General features: G+C 42.0%; 20 protein-coding genes and 2 pseudogenes. 10 read left to right on the top strand and 12 right to left on the bottom strand.

Features of this window, described 5'->3' with window-relative positions; genetic code table 11:
- Positions 1-49: 49 nt before the first annotated feature.
- The 5 genes and pseudogenes from ylqF to EYR97_RS01730 all read right to left on the bottom strand — a co-directional run bounded on the left by ylqF (position 50) and on the right by EYR97_RS01730 (position 4813).
- Entirely contained in the window at positions 50-1054 is a 1005-nt protein-coding gene (gene ylqF, locus EYR97_RS01750) for a ribosome biogenesis GTPase YlqF (RefSeq protein WP_131092113.1), read from the bottom strand.
- Between the two features lie 48 nt (positions 1055-1102).
- A pseudogene (locus EYR97_RS01745) lies at positions 1103-1893 on the bottom strand (TrmH family RNA methyltransferase).
- Between the two features lie 268 nt (positions 1894-2161).
- Positions 2162-2485 carry a hypothetical protein gene (locus EYR97_RS01740; protein WP_131092112.1) on the bottom strand — a complete coding sequence of 108 codons (324 nt, stop codon included), beginning with the start codon at positions 2483-2485 and terminating at the stop codon, positions 2162-2164.
- Positions 2478-2759, bottom strand: a complete 282-nt coding sequence (locus EYR97_RS01735) for a hypothetical protein (RefSeq protein ID WP_131092111.1) — start codon at positions 2757-2759, stop codon at positions 2478-2480. The genes EYR97_RS01740 and EYR97_RS01735 overlap by 8 nt, the downstream gene beginning before the upstream one ends.
- A gap of 113 nt (positions 2760-2872) precedes the next feature.
- Positions 2873-4813 (bottom strand): aminotransferase class I/II-fold pyridoxal phosphate-dependent enzyme, encoded by a 1941-nt coding sequence (locus EYR97_RS01730; RefSeq protein ID WP_207308032.1) that lies wholly within the window; start codon positions 4811-4813, stop codon positions 2873-2875.
- A 216-nt stretch (positions 4814-5029) separates the two neighbouring features.
- Between EYR97_RS01730 and EYR97_RS01725 the strand changes: the two genes are divergently transcribed.
- Positions 5030-5689, top strand: coding sequence for a crotonase/enoyl-CoA hydratase family protein (locus EYR97_RS01725; RefSeq protein ID WP_131092110.1), 660 nt, complete (start codon positions 5030-5032; stop codon positions 5687-5689).
- Positions 5690-5810: 121 nt separating this feature from the next.
- Here EYR97_RS01725 and EYR97_RS01720 read toward each other — a convergent pair whose 3' ends face one another.
- Positions 5811-6347: a DUF962 domain-containing protein gene (locus tag EYR97_RS01720; protein ID WP_131092109.1), complete on the bottom strand. Its 537-nt coding sequence runs from the start codon at positions 6345-6347 to the stop codon at positions 5811-5813.
- Between the two features lie 209 nt (positions 6348-6556).
- Here EYR97_RS01720 and EYR97_RS01715 point away from each other — a divergent pair, with 209 nt between their 5' ends.
- Positions 6557-7255 (top strand): TorF family putative porin, encoded by a 699-nt coding sequence (locus tag EYR97_RS01715; protein WP_131092108.1) that lies wholly within the window; start codon positions 6557-6559, stop codon positions 7253-7255.
- An 84-nt stretch (positions 7256-7339) separates the two neighbouring features.
- Here EYR97_RS01715 and rlmF read toward each other — a convergent pair whose 3' ends face one another.
- Both rlmF and soxR read right to left on the bottom strand, forming a co-directional pair.
- Positions 7340-8239, bottom strand: coding sequence for a 23S rRNA (adenine(1618)-N(6))-methyltransferase RlmF (gene rlmF / locus EYR97_RS01710; RefSeq protein ID WP_131092107.1), 900 nt, complete (start codon positions 8237-8239; stop codon positions 7340-7342).
- 5 nt (positions 8240-8244) lie between these two features.
- The gene (soxR, locus tag EYR97_RS01705; RefSeq protein ID WP_131092106.1) at positions 8245-8721 is read right to left on the bottom strand and encodes a redox-sensitive transcriptional activator SoxR; all 477 of its coding nucleotides are present in this window, start codon (positions 8719-8721) and stop codon (positions 8245-8247) included.
- Positions 8722-8808: 87 nt separating this feature from the next.
- Here soxR and EYR97_RS01700 point away from each other — a divergent pair, with 87 nt between their 5' ends.
- A complete protein-coding gene (locus EYR97_RS01700; protein WP_131092105.1) occupies positions 8809-9189 on the top strand; it encodes a VOC family protein in 381 nt (126 codons plus the stop codon).
- Positions 9190-9213: 24 nt separating this feature from the next.
- On the opposite strand, the gene EYR97_RS01695 is transcribed toward EYR97_RS01700, so the two are convergent.
- On the bottom strand, positions 9214-9456 hold the full coding sequence (locus tag EYR97_RS01695) for a hypothetical protein (protein WP_131092104.1): 243 nt from the start codon (positions 9454-9456) through the stop codon (positions 9214-9216).
- Between the two features lie 211 nt (positions 9457-9667).
- On the opposite strand from EYR97_RS01695, the pseudogene EYR97_RS01690 reads away from it, so the two are divergent.
- Positions 9668-11009: pseudogene (locus tag EYR97_RS01690) on the top strand (M24 family metallopeptidase).
- Between the two features lie 131 nt (positions 11010-11140).
- Here EYR97_RS01690 and EYR97_RS01685 read toward each other — a convergent pair.
- The 3 genes from EYR97_RS01685 to EYR97_RS01675 form a co-directional block, all read right to left on the bottom strand.
- Positions 11141-11608 carry a DUF3718 domain-containing protein gene (locus EYR97_RS01685; protein ID WP_131092103.1) on the bottom strand — a complete coding sequence of 156 codons (468 nt, stop codon included), beginning with the start codon at positions 11606-11608 and terminating at the stop codon, positions 11141-11143.
- A 350-nt stretch (positions 11609-11958) separates the two neighbouring features.
- Complete coding sequence (locus tag EYR97_RS01680; protein ID WP_131092102.1) at positions 11959-13071, bottom strand: hypothetical protein; 1113 nt, start codon at positions 13069-13071, stop codon at positions 11959-11961.
- Positions 13072-13204: 133 nt separating this feature from the next.
- Entirely contained in the window at positions 13205-14029 is an 825-nt protein-coding gene (locus EYR97_RS01675) for a PaaX family transcriptional regulator (RefSeq protein WP_219996015.1), read from the bottom strand.
- 289 nt (positions 14030-14318) lie between these two features.
- Between EYR97_RS01675 and EYR97_RS01670 the strand changes: the two genes are divergently transcribed.
- From EYR97_RS01670 to EYR97_RS01645, 6 genes are all read left to right on the top strand, one after another.
- Positions 14319-15992, top strand: coding sequence for an acyl-CoA dehydrogenase family protein (locus EYR97_RS01670; protein WP_131092101.1), 1674 nt, complete (start codon positions 14319-14321; stop codon positions 15990-15992).
- A 259-nt stretch (positions 15993-16251) separates the two neighbouring features.
- Entirely contained in the window at positions 16252-16851 is a 600-nt protein-coding gene (locus tag EYR97_RS01665) for a DUF4136 domain-containing protein (protein WP_131092100.1), read from the top strand.
- A gap of 215 nt (positions 16852-17066) precedes the next feature.
- A complete protein-coding gene (locus EYR97_RS01660; protein WP_131092099.1) occupies positions 17067-17705 on the top strand; it encodes a hypothetical protein in 639 nt (212 codons plus the stop codon).
- A 157-nt stretch (positions 17706-17862) separates the two neighbouring features.
- Entirely contained in the window at positions 17863-19848 is a 1986-nt protein-coding gene (locus tag EYR97_RS01655) for a class I adenylate cyclase (RefSeq protein WP_131092098.1), read from the top strand.
- 259 nt (positions 19849-20107) lie between these two features.
- Positions 20108-20500: a BlaI/MecI/CopY family transcriptional regulator gene (locus EYR97_RS01650; RefSeq protein ID WP_131092097.1), complete on the top strand. Its 393-nt coding sequence runs from the start codon at positions 20108-20110 to the stop codon at positions 20498-20500.
- On the top strand, positions 20493-21701 hold the full coding sequence (locus EYR97_RS01645; RefSeq protein WP_131092096.1) for a TonB family protein: 1209 nt from the start codon (positions 20493-20495) through the stop codon (positions 21699-21701). Before EYR97_RS01650 ends, EYR97_RS01645 begins: the two co-directional genes overlap by 8 nt.
- The last annotated feature ends 114 nt before the right edge of the window (positions 21702-21815 follow it).

Genomic DNA, 21815 nt, shown 5'->3' with positions numbered 1-21815 from the left:
GCACTTTAGGGCTATATAGAAAGAGATGGTGATGGAGAAATGGCGCTTTTTACTTGCGGGCCTTTTTCATTCTTTGACTTTGCTGTTGGCGTTTTTCTTCTCGTTTTTCTTTGCGATCTTTTTTGTCTGGCGTTAGTGAACCAGTTTTAAATTTTTGCTTTCGCTTTGCTTTTGCTTCTGCTTTTTTCGCTTCGGCAATAGCCATTTCTTCTTTTTCCACTTTCAGCATTTCAGGCGTTTCTAACGTGATTCGACCAAGCTTCCCAGACTGAAGTTCTTTAAGAAGAATTTCACAGATCTTGTGCAGATTCACGCGGCCACCCGCTTGAATAGCTCCCCTGTTCTTTGCCGCCGCCTCTAGAAACTCAATTTCAGTGTCAGGTAGGGTTTCTAGCTTATAACGCTCTTGCATCACTTGAGGATAGGCCTTGATTAGATAGTCAGCAGCAAAAAAACCAACGTCATCGTATTCCATTGCAGTATTTTTCACCGCACCAGAAGCCGCCAAACGGTATATTGAGTGAGGATTATCCAGTTTGGGCCATAGCACACCGGGGGTGTCGAATAAGATAATGCCACTTCCTAAATTGATGCGCTGCTGACTTTTGGTGACCGCAGGTTCATTACCCGTTTTGGCAATAATGCGTTCTGCCAGTATATTGATAAGCGTCGACTTACCAACATTGGGAATGCCTGTGATCATGGCTTTAATTGCCTTGGGCTGGGCATCCTTCTTCGAACATATTGAACGAATAAGCTGCATGATTTGCTTACTATTGCCCGGGTTATCACTCGACGTAGTAATAGTCTTCACGCCCCGTTCTTGCTCTAAATGTTCTTGCCATCGGGCAGTTATATCAGGGTCGGCAAGATCGTATTTATTGAGAATTTTGATGCAGGGTTTATCGCCGCGAATTTTAGCTATTTCGGGGTTTTCACTGGAGTAAGGAATACGCGCATCCAACACTTCAATAAGAATGTCGACTTGACTCAGAGACTCTTTTATCTCTTTAAGGGCTTTATGCATATGCCCTGGGAACCATTGTAGTGCCATGGTTTATCCTATGTTCTGCAGTTTTTGGTAAAGGTAATAGACGTTTATTTAGCGCGCCAACTCATAGACACAGATGTTCACCGCACTCGCTAAATTTAACGAATCGATTTGACCACTTCCTGGAATGGTAAATGCAACCGCATTAAGCTGTTCTAGGGCTTCTTTGGGCACACCGCGGGCTTCATTGCCAAAAAGATAACACTGAAAATCACCAAATGAAGGGGAGACTATGTCTTCTCCATGCATATCTAAACAAGCAAATTTTTTAAAACGTGTTGCTAGCGAAGATAAAGGCACATTCAACTCCATATCGACATGGAAAATAGCCCCCATACTTGCTCGAACCACTTTTGAATTAAATGGGTCAACACTATTAGGACTCATCAATAATGTGAAGTTGCCAAACCACGCTAGGCTTCGCAATATGGTCCCTAAGTTACCAGGGTCTTGTGTTTCATAAAGATAGACATACTGTCTATTTAGCGTACTACGTAGCTCTTGCTTTGTGTTATAAGGCAACCTATCAGACGACAAATGTGTTGGTAATGGGACACAGGCAATAATGCCTTGAGGAGATTTGGTATCACTAAGTTGCGTCATTTGCTGTGAACTCAGTATCTCTACAGCGCTTTGTTCACCATAGCTCCCACAATTGTCAGTCAGCCAGTCTTTGTACTGCTCAGTAACATAATAGGTAATATCTTTAGCATTAATGGGGCTTTCAGATACATTAACCACTTTTAAAAGCTCTAAAACTAAATGTTCCCCCTCGACCAAATAATACCCAAATTGGGTGCGGTATTTTTTTGGTGAAGTTTTTTTACGTCACTCAGTTTCATTAGGCTGACCTTAAACAAATATTCGCGGCAAGTTTAAGTTAATCAGAACAAAACTCAAGGGGCAATGCTGACATAGAGACGTGTACCAGCAGCATTGAATGAGAAAAAGAAGGTATATGCGTTAAAAGGAAAGCTTACTACTCCTTCAATAAAAAGATATGGCGTATATTCAAGCGGCCGCCGAATCACGGTATTACAGCATTACGGAGTGATTCAGCGGTTAACTGGGAAAAGTAAACGGTAAGAATGGAACGCACATACAAAGTGCCTAATAAGACGTCTCAACTAACATGCGAAGAGCATTCCAACGCTTTCTCTCACCAATTAAAGGCATGCAAATTCGTGCTTGCGAATACTCACAAGGTAGCTTTTGAGCAATTACATTCGCCTGAGCAAAGTCTTCTACAAGGTCGTCTATAATATCTTCCGAACAACCTTCAATGATCACAAACTCACCGAGTTGTTTGATACTAAGCGCTAATTCTATCGACTCCTTCATGCGCAATGGCATGATAGTCCGCAATACTCTTAGCGCTGGCACCGACACAATATTTTCACCTTGTACGAGTAACTTGAAAGCATGTTCACTCATCGGTTGTAGCAGCTTCTTTCTTATCATCGTTAGGTGAAGCCAAAGCGCCACCAGCGGCAAACCCACCCGCACCAGCAAGCCCAACACCTACCAAGCCAACCGTAACTTCACCTAGTGTGGCAGCGCCAACTAAAGCAACAGGCACAGTGGCTAACCCTGCTGTACCAACAATGGCTACTCCTAAACCAACCATGGCGAGTCCAACACCTATCTGTTCCCAATCAACATTGCCACCAGAAACCCGCTGTACATCCGTTTGATTAAGTTCAATCATTTCAATCTCCTGAATAAATAATGCTTCGACTTGAAGCCTCTTCATTTTATTCAAAAGTTACGTATTAAAAATACTGTACCTCAGATAGGTTTTAGCACGCTCAAGTCTTTACGCTATTCACAAACAACGTATATATCACCGTCGTAAATGCCTTGAACCGTTAGCTTTTGACTGGACAATGCTTGTAAATAGTCGATATGAGCCTGTTCAATTCTCTGCCCTGGGACAATAAGCGGAATACCAGGAGGATAAGGTGTGATAAGGCCTGCTGCGATACGTCCAACGCTACTTTGCCACGCAATGGCTTCACGCTGACTAAAAAACGCTTTTGAAGGCAAGTCATCCAAGTGTATTGGTGGAATATCCGCCGGCAACTGGCCCTTATTCTTGCGCTTGCTCAAATTCACAGCACCGTCGTCTAAACGCTTGAGTGCATTGTAAAGACGCACTATTTTTGAACGCATACCACCTAAGGTTAACAAAACCAGAATTGTACTGTGAGTAAATTTTTCTATTTCTAAGCCCACTTCATCCATCAAGAAGCGATGAATTTCTTGGTTCGAATAATCTAATGCAGATACATCAATTAATATTTTAAGCGGATCGTGCCCAATATTGTCCTTCTCAAAATGTGGGAACATGTTGGCAAAATCACTGGGAGAAAGAATACGCAATCGCTTGAACTTGGCCATCTGTGATTTGAGCTCTGCCACATTACTCAAAAGCTCATTTAAGATTTTATAGCCTTCCATTTCCAATTGCTGTCGACACACATCTAACGATGCTATCAGTTGATATTTAGGCGAAGTACTTGTGTGAATGGCAAACACTTCTTTGAAGAAATCTTTGTCAAAATCAGGATCATTAACATGAATAAATGACGCTTGTGAAAATGCAGAAACTACTTTGTGCGCAGAATGTGTTATGTAGTCAGCGCCCGCTGCAATCGCTGAATAATCACGAAGCGCAGGATGGAATAACGAATAAGCAAACCATGCTTCGTCAATAAACACCTTAATGCCATGCCCATGCGCTAATTTTACAACTTGTTTTAAGTCTGTGAGAAGGCCGTCGTATGTACAGCCTGTCAAAACAATCAACCTAGCATCACTGTTTTCTTCTATAAGTGCTTTTATTTGATCGATTTTTGGCGGAGAGAAAATGCCGTATTCAGGATTAAAAACACTGTCTAAATAAACTGGCATTGCCCGAGCCTGAATAATGCCGTAATGCACAGATTTGTGACAGTTTCTATCTGCTATTACTTTATCCCCCTCGCGCAATAAGGTTTGAAGGATGATTTTATTTGATGTTGAAGACCCATTGGTTACAAAATAGGAATGTCGTACATCAAAGGTATTGGCAACGGCTGCTTGTGCTTTGCCTATGGCATAAGTTCCATCAGATAGCGACCCCAACGAATCGACGCTTACCGACAAATCGCTCACAAACACATTGCGCCCAAAGAAGCGATAAAAATCACTGATGTAAGGTGAGTTTCTGAAACTCGCTCCACCACTGTGACCTGGGGTGTGCCAAGAATCATTCGACTCAACCACATAATCTTTGTATTCAGTCCAAAATGGCGTTTCATTGCGATCATCAAAGTCGTTGATGATGTAACCCAATATCGATTCTGGATCAGAAATGATGTCATTGCGATAAAAAAACGACTCAATGCCATTGGCCTGATTAACGATATCAAGGCCTTTAACCGCATCACCTAAAACATAAACCGGAAGCTCTGGGCGAATAGACTTAATGGCATTGATAACTTTGGCGTTGTTGTCAATTTTTATCGCAACATTCTTATCCGCGTCAAACGACCCATTGATGTCGCTATCTTCACTGGTTAACTCGTGATGATAGGCGGTAACATCCCAGCTAAATACTACCGCTTGAATATCACCGTCATCGCGCACCAACTGGAGTGCTTTTGAAACTGAGCTGGCTTCCAACAAACTTATATCAACATCGCTTCTGTCGAAATATGAAATGGTATTGCCGATGCTTGATGTAATCTGCTCTAACAAATCAGCGGCATCTTCTATCACGAGTATTTTTTAAATGAGGGTGCATAGAACATCCATGAGTATCTAATAACTGGCTACAAGTGTAACGTTCAAAACGACACTTTCCTAATTGCTTGAACAAACTCCACTATCATAAGCGAAATCAATTGCATAAAATCACGCTTTTAAACTTGAGTTAGCGTGAAAGTGCAGCAAAACTTGAGTTTGTTACCCAATCGATAAGGGCAAGGAAACATAATGGCTTTTGATTTTAAAATAGAAAACGACATCGCTGTAATCACTTTTGATGATGGTAAGGTGAATGCAGTTGGCTTCACTCTTATTGATCAAATAAATGATGCATTGGACAAAGCAGAAAAAGACGCCAAAGCGTTGGTTTTACACGGGGGCGAAGGTAAGTTTTGCGGTGGCTTCGACCTATCTGTAATGAAAGCCGATGATAAATCTAAACAACACGAATTGGTGCAAGCCGGGGCCGCTCTTATTGTACGCCTTTACAGTTACCCGTTACCTGTGGTTGTTGCTGCCGAAGGTCACAGTATAGCCATGGGTGCAATATTGCTAATGGCCGCTGACTTGCGTGTCGGAAAAGATGGTGATGCGAAATACGGGTTAAATGAGACCGCTATAGGCATGGTGTTACCACCATTTGGTATGGAATTGGCTAAATCTCGCTTGGCCAGTGATTGCCAAACTGAAGCTTTATTGTTTTCACGCATTTATCAAGGCGAAGAAGCCATAAAAGTGGGGTTCTTAGACATGGCAGTGAGCCAAGAGAAAGTACTTGCTACGGCACTCAGCTATGCGGATAAATTGAAAATGTTACCAAGAGCATCTTTTGCGGGAGCAAAGTTAGCGTTAAGAAAAGAAACGCTGGAAAAAATGAAGCAAAAGTAGACACGCTTTCTTCGAGGTATTACAAGCTGGGCACGTTTTATGTCTTTCGTATAATTCAAACGACGGTATCTAATAAACACCCAGCTTAGCTAATCTACATTGATAATAAATTTAGCAATGTTCAGTGCGTTTTTACTGTGCCAACGCGCATTGCAATTTCTTGCTGCAGCGCCTGTCGACACCCCAAATCAAAACTCACTTCTGCCAATACAAACAGTGGCCCAATAGCCAACCCCATTATGTCGTCAACAAAAGCGGGCTTTTTACCCTCGTAGTAATGGCCAATAAATTGTAACACCCACCCGCCGAGAAAAATGCCAACGGAAATAGCTAGCCAAAGCCCTGTGTCAAATGCGGCAATAGGTGCAGCGGCATACAACATAAAACCAGTTATTACCGTCATCACTCCTCCGAGTTTGAGGTCAAGTTTGAGATAAAACAGGTTAGCGAGAAACCACACGACTAACGCAGGACTCGCAGCGAATTCACCGATAACAGGAAGCGACACGACTATCGACGGTTTACTTAGCAAACAAAAGACTGAAAATACAATGAGGGGAATACCGACATAATGGGTGTAAATATTGCGTTTATCCCGATGGTATTTGGCGTACTCACTTAAATAATCTTCTAATGTGAGTGTTTTTTTAACGTTCATATTGATAACTCTAGTAATAACATTAGCTTTAATGAGTTGCCCAGTCTAGAGTTCAATACACCACCAAACTGTCGCCTAGAAGACATTTCGCAAAAATCACTAACCTACTACTTTTGTATCGTTTTATTAAAGTTATTCGATTGAAGTTGTGCAAAATTTCTGAATTCGACTTAACTGTATATTAGATAAACAGTATAGGCACTTGGTAAATGAAAAAAGTGGTCGCCATTATCGCTTCACTTTCAGCCCTTTTTACGATAAGCACTCATGCGCAATGGAGCGCCACCGTTACGGGTGTTTCTGACTATATGTTCAACGGTGTCAGTCAAACGAACAACAACCCTGCACTTCAAGGCAGTATAGATAAAGCCTTTGACAATGGAGCATATGTTGGCACATGGGCATCAAATGTAGATTTTGGTGATGAAACGGACGTTGAATGGGACGTGTACATTGGCTACTACCAGTCACTCACAGACAACCTGAGCGTTGACTATGGCCTAGCTTATTATTCCTATCACGGCGGAGTTGGAGCCAGCGAAGGAAATTATGCAGAAGTTTACACAAAGTTTGGCTATGCAAGTCATTGGGGTAATTCAGAATTAAATTTTTGGTATGCGTGGGATTACTTTGGAACTGGCGCAGGTCATATCATCACAATGGTCGCGCATACGTTCGAACTTGCGCCAAATCACAGTATTCGTTTGAGTTTCGACTTGTCGAATTCTCTTGATGGTGACAAATGGCTGTGGACTGAAGAAGACTCATCTTTTTATCACTATCGATTGGCTTATCAAACCAGTTTTAGCGGCTTTGATATTGAAATAGCTGCTGAAAACACTAACCTCGATTATGACATTGCAGATGAACGCATCGTCATTGGTATAGCTCGAACATTTGAATTTTGATCAATGAACAAAGTGCGTTGACCTTAAACGTAAACTCGCTTGAAATGTGCAAGAAGCGCTCTCTAGAGGTCAGCACACCTTACCCTACATAAACGACCATGCAACAAACCGGCTGCGTTTGCTTCCCTGCTCCATATCAATGCATTTGTATTGCGTTGCGCCATAGTAATTAATGCTGTTTTCAATAGGTTTAAGGTGTTCGCTTTTAGATACTAAACACGTGAACCACGTAACTTGCGATTTGAATACAGCACTTTCTTTAATCATGCGCTGAATAAAAGCCAGTTCACCGCCTTCACACCACAATTCGTTCGACCTACCTGCAAAATTTAAATGCGAATTCGCTATTTTAGTTTTTGCTCCCTGACCTGCTCTTTTCCCTTTATTTCTCGCCAAATTTTTATTTTTGCGCTGTGTGCCCTGTAAAGCGTCTTCAGCTGATTTATGGAACGGAGGGTTGCACATCGTAAACGTAAACACCTCTTTTTCGCCAATGATACCATCGAATATTCGCTCGCGATCACGCTGTTTACGTACACTAAGGTGCTTCGACAAATGAGGATTACTTGCTGCAATTAACGACGCATTATCAACCGCTTTGCCATCTATATCGCTTCCTACAAAATTCCACTGATAATGGTGAATACCTATAATGGGATAAATTGCATTAGCGCCAATGCCGATATCTAAACCTTTTACAGGGCTTGATATACCTGACTCGACAAGCAAGTCGGCAATACCGTGAATGTAATCAGCGCGACCTGGAACCGGAGGGCATAAATAGCCCTCAGGTAACCGCCAAAAAGTCACACCATAGTAGTAAAAAAGCAAGGCGGCATTGAGTGCTTTAACAGCTTCTGTGTTGGTAAAATCTATACTGTCATTACCACTTTTAGCTTTTATAACAAATGGCTTAAGCTCAGGATATACGCGACACAAGTCCGCTATCGGATAGCCTTGATTATGAATGTTTTTTGGATGCATTAGGTTTACTTTTTAGTTGTGCGCAGAAAATGTAATTGCACATTTTCATCAAGAAGTTGCGCGCCCGCGCCTTGCTTCGCCATTTTGTCGTCGCGATTATACAATTTGCACCGCTCCAAAGACAAACATCCACAACCGATACAACCTTCAATTGATGTTTTCAAACTACTGAGCGCAGCTATTTTAGATTCAATATGAGCATGAAATGTCCTGCTTAATTCCGTCCAATCTTGTTGCGTAGGTGTACGATTATCGGGTAATGAAGATAAAAAACCCTTAATTTGTGCCAGTGTGTACCCCATGTTTTGCGCTATGAGAATAAAAGACACACGTCGTATAACTGAACGAGGAAATACGCGATTCCCACCTTCAGTTCTTACCGAGGGGAGCAACCCTTCATTTGCATAGTAGCGGATAAGTGAAACGGCATTTCCTGTACGTTTGGCAACATACCCTATACTAACCAATGGTTCAGGTTTCATAGTTTTTTGATATTTTCGCTTGATCTAAAGTTAACTTAAGATATTAGACTGTTCAATGTTGATAATCCACATTGAAAAGGAAACTTTATGAAAGCAGCATTCTTAGAACATGCCAATATCACTGTAGCGGATCCTGATAAACTAGCATCACTTTTATGTTCAATCTTTAGTTGGCAAGTGCGTTGGCGCGGCAAAGCAAAGAACAATGGATATACCGTGCATGTTGGGAATGAAAGTAGTTATTTAGCCCTTTATAAACCTACCTCTTTTCGTGCCGTTAGTGGTGACTATCAAACTAAGGCTAACGTCAATCACATTGGAATTGTCGTTCAAAATCTCGATGACATTGAAAAGAAAGTACTCGAGTTGAATTTGGATACCTTCAACCATGGTGACTATGAACCAGGAAAGCGCTTTTACTTCATGGCACAAGAGCATATCGAAATCGAGGTGATTAGCTATGAGTAAAGCGTGGCTATAATTAGAGCATGCCTATAGCGTGTTTACGTTTACTAGTTTGGCCATTGTAAGGACATACTTTTTATAAAGGGCAGCCAAACTACCTTGCATTGTTATTTGCTGAATGACTTGGTCAAAATGCTGTTTTAAGCGTTGACCGTCTTGGTTGTACGCAAATGACCAAAAGAGCCTTAACTCGCCTATGTCGCACACTATGAACTCGCCTCGTTTTATCTCATTTTCGAATGCTGGATAAACGAGGCTTTCTATATCCACGTAAAAGTCGACTTTTCCTTACACCAATAATGCGCATCCCTGAGCTATGTCTTTAACTTCCAGCCCTTTCGTACTATCGGGAAATACCGCGTAATAAACGCGAAATATTTCATAAGAGCATTCCATCAGCCAAAGACAAGTGGTAAAACTTATTCTCAATAAATCAATATAATAACAAATACCTCACACTATTATGGTACAAGGAAAACCTATGCTACGTTCTCTGGTCCTTTTAACCTTCATTGTCAGTCATTCAGTGCTTGCTGACACCATTTTAAGCATGAAAGAGCGAAGTGAGTTGATAGACAGCATACTCAAACAACGCTTTGAAACTGTTTTACCCGAGGTCATGGCACGTGAAAACATCGACATGTGGGTAATTATGTCGCGGGAATACAATGAAGATCCCGTAATAAAAACCATGTTGCCCTCCTCTTGGCTTTCTGCTCGTAGACACACCATGTTAGTTATTTACAACCCGGGGAAGAATAAACCACTCGAAAAACTCGCTGTCGCGCGATACGCAGTAGGAGACCTATTTGAAAAAGCATGGGACAAAGAAGCACAACCAGATCAGTGGCAAGCGCTTAGCGATATCATCAAGCAGCGCAATCCAAATAAGATAGCCATTAATACGTCAGATGCATTTGCATTAGGCGACGGAATGAGTGCAACGGAATACAAAAAATTCATGGCAGTACTACCAGAGGCGCTTAAAAAGCGAGTCGTGTCTGGTGAGAACTTATCTATCGGATGGCTAGAAACGCGCAGTGAACTTGAAATGACGCACTATCCAACATTGGCAAAAATTGGGCATAGCCTTATCGCCACCGCGTTTTCCAATGCTGTGATCACACCCAATGAAACAACGACCGACGATGTAGTGTGGTGGCTAAGAGACCAAACTCGCGCATTGGGCCTCACCAACTGGTTTCACCCAACAGTATCGATTCAGCGAGCTGACAACGAAGCCTTCGACCAGATAAAAGCCTTCAGCAAACGTCCAGGTGAAAATATTATACGCCCGGGTGATTTGTTGCATGTGGACTTTGGCATTACCTACCTTCGCCTTAATACCGATCAGCAACAGCACGCTTATGTACTTAAGCCGTCTGAAACCGACGTACCAGATGGGCTAAAACAAGCGCTAAAAAATGCGAATCGATTACAAGATATCTTAACCAACAACTTTGAAGTGAAACGCAGCGGTAATACCATTTTAAAAATGTCACGGGAACACGCGATTGAAGAAGGGATAAAACCCGCCATTTACACACATCCATTAGGGTTTCACGGACATGCTGCAGGCCCAACAATTGGTATGTGGGATGCACAAAATGGTGTGCCGGTTCAAGGCGATTATCCCATGTACCCTAACACCGCATACTCAATTGAATTAAATGCCGCGAGTCAAGTTACAGAATGGAATAAGGAAATTCGAATAATGTTAGAAGAAGATGCAGTTTTTTGATGGCGAGTCAGTGTCTTATTTAGATGGAAGACAAACTACATTTCACCTAATTCGCTCAGACGACTCGAGCAATCACAAATAACCGAAGAGAGAATAATTGAAAAAAGAATGACTGAAGAAAGAACTATTAGAGCGTAGTGTCAGGCCTCTCGTTAATCGCGAGAGGCCATGAAACTGTATTATAAAGTTGCACTGTAACGAGTGCGTTAACACTTACTCTGCAGCAGTACGCACAACTACATTCTCAGCGCTGTACTGACGTACAAAGTCTGAAATGTTTTTAAAGTTACAAATAATGTTTTCGCCTTCTAGACCATATTTAGCAAGTGCTGCGTCTTGGCCAATGCTTAGTGCTTCTACGCAAGCTTGAGATGCTGCGTCTTCGTTCTTCGCTACTAATGCAACATTTTTCGCGTTTTCAGTTACTTCATTATTTCTGTACATATATGCAAATGTGCGTAACGACTCACCGTTACAACGTACTGATGCACTGAACTCTTCTGCATTGAAACCGCTGTTGCGAATGTAGCGCAAAGCAGGTCCATATCCTTCAGTAGCGGCAGTTAAACACGCTTGAGTTTCAACATTGTTGTTTACCGGTTGAAGGCGAACATCTTTAGCAGATGCCTGAGCAGCAACAACAGAAAAAGTTAGAGCAATTGCAAATGTAGACAGTTTCATGGTCGATTTCCTAAGTAGTAACTAAATTAAACATCACCTGAGTGATGTGTATATTATGACCAAAACTTTCAACAAATAAAGCAATTTCTGTAATTTTATTACGAAATATTAGATAAAAACATCAAAATAACGCTTAAATTGTAATTATTTTACATAAAAACTGAAAGTTTATCTAAAAATTTACAATTAATGCAATTTGGTTACAGCGATAGTAAACAAAAATAGCGTGGAAAGACGCTTGCTAAGATACGTGGTACTTGCATACATAACCGCCGTTGGAACAATAAAGGCGGTTATGCGTGTCTGATAGACTCGTCTAGTGTGTAAAAACACTCTAGCAATAAAGAGAACTACAAGATCAGATCGTGAATAGCATTCAATGAAGGCAGCTGTTGTTCGGGTTGATAAAACAACCGGTTGAGACGACCAAGTAAGTTTACTTTGCGGCTGGGATCGTGGGCTTTTACTCTGTGCTCACTTTGTGTCAATAGGAACTCCCATGGCTGTAAGTTCAACCTATCAATCTCACTTTGTGTAACGCCTAATGCTTGAATAGTGGATAAAATACGCTCTGTTTTGCTTTCATTACTGGGGATTATGTCGTTGGCGTAAAAATCCTCTAAAGGCCCATTAATCGCTTCGAGGGTGTGGTTGATTGCCTCCCAAACGGTGTCGTGATCAAACATCCACCCACGGGGTGCATAATAACCGTCTATCTCCCATTCAAATTCAGCATTACTCAATGCAATGGAACTCTCGGCCTCAGGGGAATAAGATAAGTCTGGCTTAGCACCAATGTTGTACGCATCAACACTCATTGCTATACAAATTACCAAGTCTCCACAATTACTAGGGTTGTGATACAAAGCTTCAAATGCCGCACGCTTCACCCCCATCCAGCCATGCACCTTAGAAGGTTGTTCTACAAAATGCCTAACGTCATCGGGTAAATCTTCGCCATAGCGGTCTATAAGCAACGGAAGTGGACTCTGCTCTGGCGCTTCGTCTGGCATCCACACTTCGTACTCCAATCTATTGTCAGCTTTTCCTCTGCTTTTTATTCCATATGACAAGTTGACCGGGCGACATATACTTCGGTCTTCATCGATGCGATGGAAATATTCAGATCGCATGCGCTTGATAAAAGGCGCTTCTAAACCTGCTAAAGCAGCGGTTGGATAGCGATAGCCTATTTCACTGTTTGCCACCATACTCAATGATGGAATAGCGTTAACCAATTTACTTTTGATATTAGAAAGCACGCGGACAGACGGTACCACGATACTTCGCTCGGGCTCTATGGTTAAGCGTGCACCGCTGTCGGTAACAAACATGGGCGTTTTGTGAAATTCATAACCATGTAAGCCCAATTCATTCATCGCTTGAATTCGATAATCAGACAATGCACTGAATAACGCAGAGTGGTTGCGTATGTGTTTAAATAGTGGTCTTTCTATTTTCATGTATCCGTTTATCTTCCCTAGTGTATGGCATAAATATCGTGCAACTGATAAACCTACATTTTCAAAGCCTTAATACGAAATTTCTATTTTAGTAGGTATCGCTTCAGTGGGTGTCGCTTCATTAGGTATAACATCATGGTGTACTGTTTAGAAACGTGTTCCATATACCCGCCCCCACATCATCGTATTGTTCAACTAAAGCGCGGTATTGTTGCCTAAGTGCAACATCAATAAGCGGCTCAGGTAACAAAGGGTCAAATACGAGGTTACGAAGCGCATTGTCCCCTATCTCAAAAGTCTCTTTTGTCGCGTCATCAAGAGACAACGCTGGTATCTTTTGCAGAGACTGCGTCAACGACGTTATTCCTTGCTGATAACTTGCGGTCAAGCTTTTAACTCGCCATAAGGCACTTGCACTGTTATGTGTAGTCTTGTCGAAATCGGTAGCTCTATAAACAAAAACTTTTTCAGACAACCCTAAATTCTGCAGTTTATTGCGAACATACGCTGCCCCACCGCGCATGTTGTTGGGGCGAATATACATTCCAGAACTAAGCGCTTTCATCCCTAGCAATTTAAGCGCTCTATCATTAATGCGTTGTTGTTTTTTATCACTTTTTGACAACATAGTGGCCTGAACCACTATCCAATCAGATTGCCAGGGTACAAGGTGTTGCTCTGCGAATCGCCACTGGCTTATTTCATCGGCAAATTGCTTCCCGCTGGGTCCTAGCTGGTAGTAACCCCGCTCAACTACATTTAATAATTTAGCTGAATGCAAGCGATTGAGTGTTACTCTGATATTATTTTCAGAAATACCAAATAAGGCGCCTACCCGTACCGCTGCCGCGGCATTCATTTGAATGTTCTCGCGGGAGCTGAGCAATTTAAGTAGTAGTTTACGTGCTACTGGCTTTTTGGTTTTCTGTCCTTGCGTATCGTTTAGCTTATCTTTCACTCGAACTTCTTTGCTTATCTTTCAACTCATTGCTTCTTATCATTTGTACCTGTTACGTCTTATTTTTAAAAGTGTTTTTTAGAGCCTGCTTATCTTTGTTCACGCAATGCAAATTTCAGCAAGTGAGTGAAGTGTGTGGTTTGTTATTCCAAATAAGTAACTAAAGAAACTGTATTAGGCTCGCTTCAATTTACTTCTCAGGCAGCAATGCCCCACCAAACATTACAATATTTGATAAATTTTTACACATAGAGTAATGTTAGAAACATCACTCACAGGGTAACCTCTTATGCACATGACAAATCGCTTTGAAACGCACACCGTCGACAATCAACCATTTGTATTGCCCCCTTACAATTTGTGGTCTGACGATAAGTTGTTGCAAAACTACGTTAATCACTACGCGCCAACGATGGACGCTTCGCAACAAAGCCTACTAGCGCACTATGGTGAATTGGCTGGTTGCGATTTAATGGCGCACGGCGAGCTTGCGAATAAAAATAAGCCCGTGCTTCATACGTTTGACCGTTATGGCAGACGTATTGATCGTGTTGATTTTCACCCCAGTTACCACACGCTTATGTCCTCGGCAATGAGCAATCATAGTCACAACTATTCTTGGCAACATAAGCATACTCAGGGCGCTCATGTGGTTCGCGCAGCCCTGATGTATATGCACTATCAAGCTGAATCGGGAACTTCTTGCCCACTGACAATGACCCATGCAGCCGTACCCGCCATGCGTTATGGAAAACAACTCCCATCTTACTGGCTAGAGAAGCTCATCAACGGGGTTTATGATCCGAGAGAAATTCCTGCTAAAGACAAAAACGGTATCACCGTAGGAATGGGAATGACGGAAAAGCAAGGTGGCTCGGATGTACGACGTAATACCACAACGGCAACCAAACAGGATGATGGCAGTTACCATATCGTCGGTCATAAGTTTTTCTTTTCAGCCCCAATGTGCGATGCGCATTTGATCCTTGCGCAAGCAGAAGGTGGCTTAAGCTGCTTCTTGCTTCCTCGTTTGCTTGAAAACGGTGAATTAAATCATGTACGTATTCAACGTTTGAAAGACAAGCTCGGCGATTGGAGTAACGCATCTTCTGAAGTAGAGTTCCAAGATGCCAAAGCGTTTTTGGTGGGAGAAGAAGGCCGTGGTGTACCCGTTATCATCGACATGGTATCTCTCACAAGGTTAGACTGCATGATAGGCTCTTCTGGATTGATGCGCCAAGCACTTGCTCAAGCGGTACATCACGTTTCGTATAGGGCTGCATTTGGTAATACGCTTATTCAGCAACCTTTAATGCGAAATGTACTGGCCGACCTTACTATAGAATGTGCAGCAGCTACCGCACTGACCATGCGTGTGGCAAAGGCCGTAGATGAAGCCCCTAGGAACCCTCAAGAGGCCGCATTTTCTCGTATTGTGACTGCCATAGGTAAATATTGGGTGTGTAAGCGTACCCCGGCTTTTGTCAATGAAGCACAAGAGTGCTTGGGTGGTATTGGGTATGTAGAAGAAAATCCTATGCCCCGTTATTACCGTCAGGCACCATTAAATTCTATTTGGGAAGGCAGCGGAAATGTACAGTGTCTTGATGTATTGCGGGCATTAGCAAAAGAGCCCGAAGTGAAAGACGCGTTATTCAGCGAACTAACACAGCAGTCTGGAAAAAATAAATACTACGACCAACACCTAGCAAAATTGACAGAAGCATTTAGCGATGTCCAACACATGGAAATCAGAAGTCGCTATTTAACCGAACAAGCAGCCCTAGCCTTACAAGCTGCGGTATTGTTAAGTAAGCAGAGTAGTGAAAAGAACGGTGACACTGAATTAGCCAATGCCTTTTGTGAAAGCCGCCTAGGCGGGCAGCATGGGCAAACCTTTGGTACCTTATCAGCTTCAACAAACTTCGATGCAATACTAGAGCCTATTTATCTCTGTTCATAAATCGTGCTTGAGTAACAGTGGGCTGAGCGAATAAATTGAAAGTGAGCAGACTTAATAAGAAGAGAATTCGTATACTCATCAAATTAATTTGTCGTTAACTTAGAAAGTTAGAAGTATTACAATAAAATAGAGCGTGTAATACACAATTTAAAGAATCATTAATGTCACAATTAAAAAACGTAACTGACTACGTTCTTTTTGTATTCGGCTATTAATCATTAGTACGCTAACAGCTTAACTAAGAAATCGGCAGCATTGCATGAACGTGAAAAGCGGTAAAACCAGTAATCAAAATTCAGGGCATCACCTAGGTTCGATCTTTGTAACTTTCCTTTTGTTTATTTCTACATTAGCAGGTTGTGCCTCAACAGGGCCTGACGTTAACTACGATAAAGCCCTCGACTTTTCCCAGTTACACACTTTCACAATTATCCCGTCAGACAACACAGCAGCGCCAACATTGATGTTGCATGTAGAAAAAGCAATCGAACAAGTGCTTTTATCAAGAGGGCTACAAAAGGTAGTTCATGGTAGTAGCGAGAATACTGAAAGCTCTGATATAGGGGTTAGTTTTATAGCATCTTCAATAACTAAAGAAGACGGTACAACCCTTAATGTAGGACTGGGGACGGGAAGTTATAGCCGCTCGGGTAGTATCTCGCTAGGAAGCATTTTCAGCATTCCCATTGGTGAGCAAGTGTCACTGCATCAAACACTTCAGATTGATATCACCAAAGACAGCCAAATTATTTACAGCGCCTCTGGCTCCGTAGAAATCGATTCAAAAGACACGATAAGTATTCAACAGAAACTCGATGAACTTGTCGAGTCTCTTCTCACTAGCTTTCCTCCTAACTAAAAACTGCTCAATGCGGTTTTCAAATTAATAACTTCTCAGATAGTAGAACGTGTTAGCTGTCGCTCCTTCTTCAGGCACGTATATCTTAATGTAAAAGCAGTGTAACAGTGCGGATGTCCAATATCATCACCAGTAGTTGGCGCTAAATTTGCAGAGCAAAAATTGCAGATAACGTTAACAAAGAACAATGTGTAAAGCACTACTGGAACGCACCAATGATGGACCCAACTTATACCAATTTGTCTTCAAATCGTTCGCTAATAAACTATATAGGTAATGGCGATACTGCTCGCAGTGACCTGCAAGATATCGCCAATAAAGCGCGTGAAAACCAAGCGCTAACGGCTACATACCGAGACTTTGAATCTCAATTGCACGGCGATAATATTGAGGCGTTTCTCGATAAGATAGAAAGCGGAGAAGCCCCTATTTCTTCAGAGTCTATTGCCAACTATTTAGATTTTAATCGGCAGAAACTTGCCGTAGAGTTTAGAGATATTGCGGCAAAATTTTCTATTACTTCAGATACAACAGTCAATATCGAGAATGGGGAACTTACCGTTGAAGGTGATGGCAACGAAAAACTTCAACACTATCTGGAAAAAAATACGCGCTTATCAAATTTGATTAACCAAACATCAAAGCTTTCTGCACTAAACGAATGGGCGCTAGCCACCGAATATGCAAGTCAATTAAAGCAAGACGAGACGAGTGATGATGATATACAGGCATTTTTGAAATCAGCTCGAAACGTTGTGAACACAGACAATTTTGTATCGTTTAATGCTCAAAGTTTTGGTTTTGCTTCAGATGGACGTACATCGTCTATTATCGAGCAACGAGAACGTGACTAAATACGTATTTTTAGGCCGCTCCTCAACGGGCTAATACCGATAAAAAACTATGTTTAAATACTAATTCGCAAAACATCCACCTATTAGCTAAAAATTTAAAGAATTCAGCGTAAAATAACGCTATGCTTTGCATCATGAAGAAGTTCAGACTATCGCAATGACTGCGTCGCAACCGCTTTCAGTTAAGCAGAATTTAACAATTCGTCTATTGCGCGTTTTGAGGTATAACAAAGCGCGAATTGAGCGTGCCCTCACACTTTTGCCAGACGCTCAAAAACCCCTGTTTCACGTTCTCCCGTTTTTGGTACATATCAATCACGAGAACTTACCTGGCTTTGTACCACTTCCAGAATCCGGAGAGCCTATTCCTTTTGGGATAAGTAACTATTCATTCAGAGTAGATGTTGAACATGCGCTTATGCAGTGCTTTCCAACACAAAGCGAGCTTTTCAAAGACATACGACAAATTTGGCCTCGCCAACGGGCAGTTGAATCTCTAGTTTTAATGGGCAGCATTGGCACCATAGCTCAAACGGATCATTCAGATTTTGATTACTGGGTATGCGTCGATGGCAAGCAATTCTCTGACGAATCACTGAACTTACTGCAACAAAAACTCACCGCTATTGAGTCATGGGCAGAAGCGAACTTTGGCATCGAAGTTCACTTCTTCTTGTCTGATATCGAAAAAGTAAAGCGAAATGATTTTGGCGTTGCCGAAGGTGAAAGCGCCGGCTCTGCTCAAGCCTTATTCTTAAAGGCTGAATTTTACACCACGAACATTGTTGTTGCGGGCAAAGCACCTTTTTGGTGGCTCACGCCTGAAAAAACCAATGAAAAGCAATACACCGCAATCTACAACAGTTTAGAGAAGGGCGGCTCCCCTGATATTGATTGGTTCATGGATTTGGGTAATTTAGAACGCCTCGATGCCAGTGAATTATTTGGAGCGGCTATATGGCAACTAGGCAAAGCCATGGACTCGCCATTTAAGTCTGTATTGAAAATGGCAAAGCTAGAGGTGTATTTAGCCAATATTAAACATGGCCAACCACTGTGTAATGTATTGAAAAAGCATGTCCATCGGGGTGCGGAAGCTCCTGGCCGGGTAGCTGATATAGACCCCTATGCGCTGATGTTCGACGAGCTTATCGCTCATTATAAAAACTTTGGTCAACCGGAAGACATACTGATTTTACAACAATGTTTGTACTTAAAATCTGATTGTAAACTCAGTCAACCGCTGTCAGATGGAGAAAGTGCGAACTTTAAGCGTAAGATCCTCGCGTCTTATGCCAAACGCTGGGGGTGGAACAGAAAATCGTTGCACCACCTCGACAATCAGCAGGAATGGTCATTCCATGAGAAGGTCCAACTGAGTACGCGAATTCATCGTTTTTTGTTGAAGTGTTATCGCAGAATCTCAAAAGAGCTAGGCCAACATCAGCAGGTCATGGACGAAAAAGACATGACAGTCTTAGGTCGCAGGCTCAGTACGTTTTACAGTAAAAAGCCACACAAGGTAGAGTTCCTGCGCCGCGCCTTTGAAGAAAGTCTTTATTGCGAGAAAATTACAGTTGCCATGAAGCAACTGAAGAATGGTACCGAAGTGTGGTCTGCGTATGCAGATGATTTATTGAGTAAATCAGGCATTATTGACGAATCACAAAAAATTACTCAAGCAAGCGACGCGGTCTCTCTCATGGTGTGGTGCGTTTCAAGTAAAATCATCGACGTAGACAGCAAGGTTTACCTTGACTATAACTACGGTGAAATAAGCGAACTTGACTTAAATGACTTACTGAAGCACTTGTGCAAGTACTTTCCACCGGTAAAAGTATCGTCATTGCCTCGTAACGATCTTTTAGCGCCTGAAAGAATTGCAGCATGTCTTTCAATAGTGAATTTCCCGACGTTGCGACAAAAACCAACGGTAGAAAACATCTCGGTTTTATATACCACAAGTTGGGGAGAGACCTTCCTTAAGCATGGTAATGATGTGCTTGACGATTTGTGGTATGAGCTGCGAGAAGTCACGCCACTTCCCAAATGCTACGTAATGGTCCCTCGGGGTAATCAACAATCTCGTATTATCGGTGAGTTTTTAGAAGCCAATGACATTGACTTCGAAGTGCTTTACTAACTAATTTGTCTCTGGTGAGTTCATACCGTACTACCCCATTTCAGTGAACCAAGTTTTGTCACGATGCTTTCATTTAATGCCAATCCGTAAATTAGCTTGCCCTCTCAGTAAAACTGACAGACTTTGTGGCTGATCTTGATTACAAAGGCTTGGTTGCTCCAAAAAACACTCTCGTCTAAAAAATAAGCTTGCAATATTAAATTACACATGTAATCTTAACACCATAGACTACAATTGTAATCAAAAAAGATGTACACCGATGAGCAATAAATCAGAGAAGCCAGAGATCTCAAATGCAGAGTTTGACGTGTTAGACGTGATTTGGGATGACAACCCTGTCACCGCCAATGAGGTTATTGAGCGCCTTAACCAGAGAAAAAATTGGCATGATAAAACCGTAAAGACACTGCTTGGTCGACTGGTCAAAAAAGAGGTGTTGAGCTTTGAAAAGCAACAACGCCAGTATTTGTATTTTCCACTGATTGCGCGAGATGAATACACCAAGAAGGAGACTACGAGCTTTGTTAGTCGGTTATTCAAGGGAAAAATCACGCCCATGGTTGCAGGCTTTGCCAACCAAAACGCTTTGTCTAAACAAGATGTTAAAGAGCTAAAAGCGCTTATTGAGCAATGGGAAAAAGATAATGATTGATTGGCTTATAGCCCAACAGGGCGTGCTGTGCTTGATACTTTTGTTAATGATAGTCATCGAGCACTTTCTTACAGACAAGTTAGGTGTACTTTTTACCTATAGACTATGGCTGCTAGTACCATTAGCGCTCATACTCAATAACATCCCTGTTGATGTAGTTGCAACGCCTGTTGAATCGTTAAGTCGTTATGTGGTGGGTGTGAAACCTGAAATTGTCACCCAAGACCTAAAAATACTGTTTAGTTTGTGGGCTTTTGGGGTGAGTCTGCTCACTGCTTATGTTTTGGTGCACCACATGTTGACGTACCTTTCCATTAGCAAAAGAAAGGCTGTACACACAAACGCGTATTATTCCCGACATGCTACAACACCAATGCTGTTTGGCTTTGTTGCTCCCAAAATACTGTTGCCATATTCATTTAAGTCCGCCTTTAGTCATGCACAGCAAGCTTTGGTGTTAGAACATGAAAACGTGCACAGGAAACACAAAGACCATTTGTGGAATACCCTTGCTATGACCATGACCATCTTGTTTTGGTTTAACCCTATTGCTTGGATTGCCCTAAAGTCATTTCGAGTAAGCCAAGAAATGGCATGTGACCACGAAGTACTTAAAAATAAAACAAATAGCGAACGGCTCGACTATGCAAAAGCACTTGTTCAATGTGCAGAGCAATGCTCGAGTGCTATAACCCTGTACCCTACTTTTGGAGAAAAAAGTACCATGATAAAACGCCTAAATTCGATGAAACACCCCGCTGCCACTAGCAAAATTGCGGCTGCTGCTACGCTATCAATTGCCTCGTTAATACTTGCTAATACGGCGTTAGCCAATGTTCCACCACCGCCCCCTAAAAAGGCTGAGAGCAAAATGAACGCGGCCCAACCAATTAAACGTGTAGAGCCCACTTACCCTGCTTCCGCCATAAATGAAAATCAAGAGGGTTACGTAGTTATGGAGTTCGATATCACTGAAACGGGCACCACTGACAATATAAAAGTAATTGATTCTATCCCTAAGGGTGTTTTTGATGACAGTGCCATGACTGCTTTAAAAGAATGGCATTACAAACCGCGTATTCAAGGCGGCCAGGCATTAAGGCAAACTGGATTGTTAGTGCAGTTAGATTATAAGCTAAGTGATGAGAGTTTAACCGTCAAACACACTGATGAGATGGAAATCATCACCATTAAAAAATAGTGATAAAAACAACGTCGATTGTTTACTGAGAACACTAAAAGGAGCGAACGCTCCTTTTAGTGCTTTCCTCTAGCCCATTGTGTTAAAACAATTAGACCTTTGTTAAACATTTTT

Origin of the sequence: Alteromonas sp. KUL42, from assembly GCF_006538325.1 — a bacterium.
In the GTDB taxonomy this organism is placed as follows: domain Bacteria; phylum Pseudomonadota; class Gammaproteobacteria; order Enterobacterales; family Alteromonadaceae; genus Alteromonas.
Note: the sequence above shows the minus strand (reverse complement) of the source record. Positions and strands in the feature narration are given on the sequence as shown.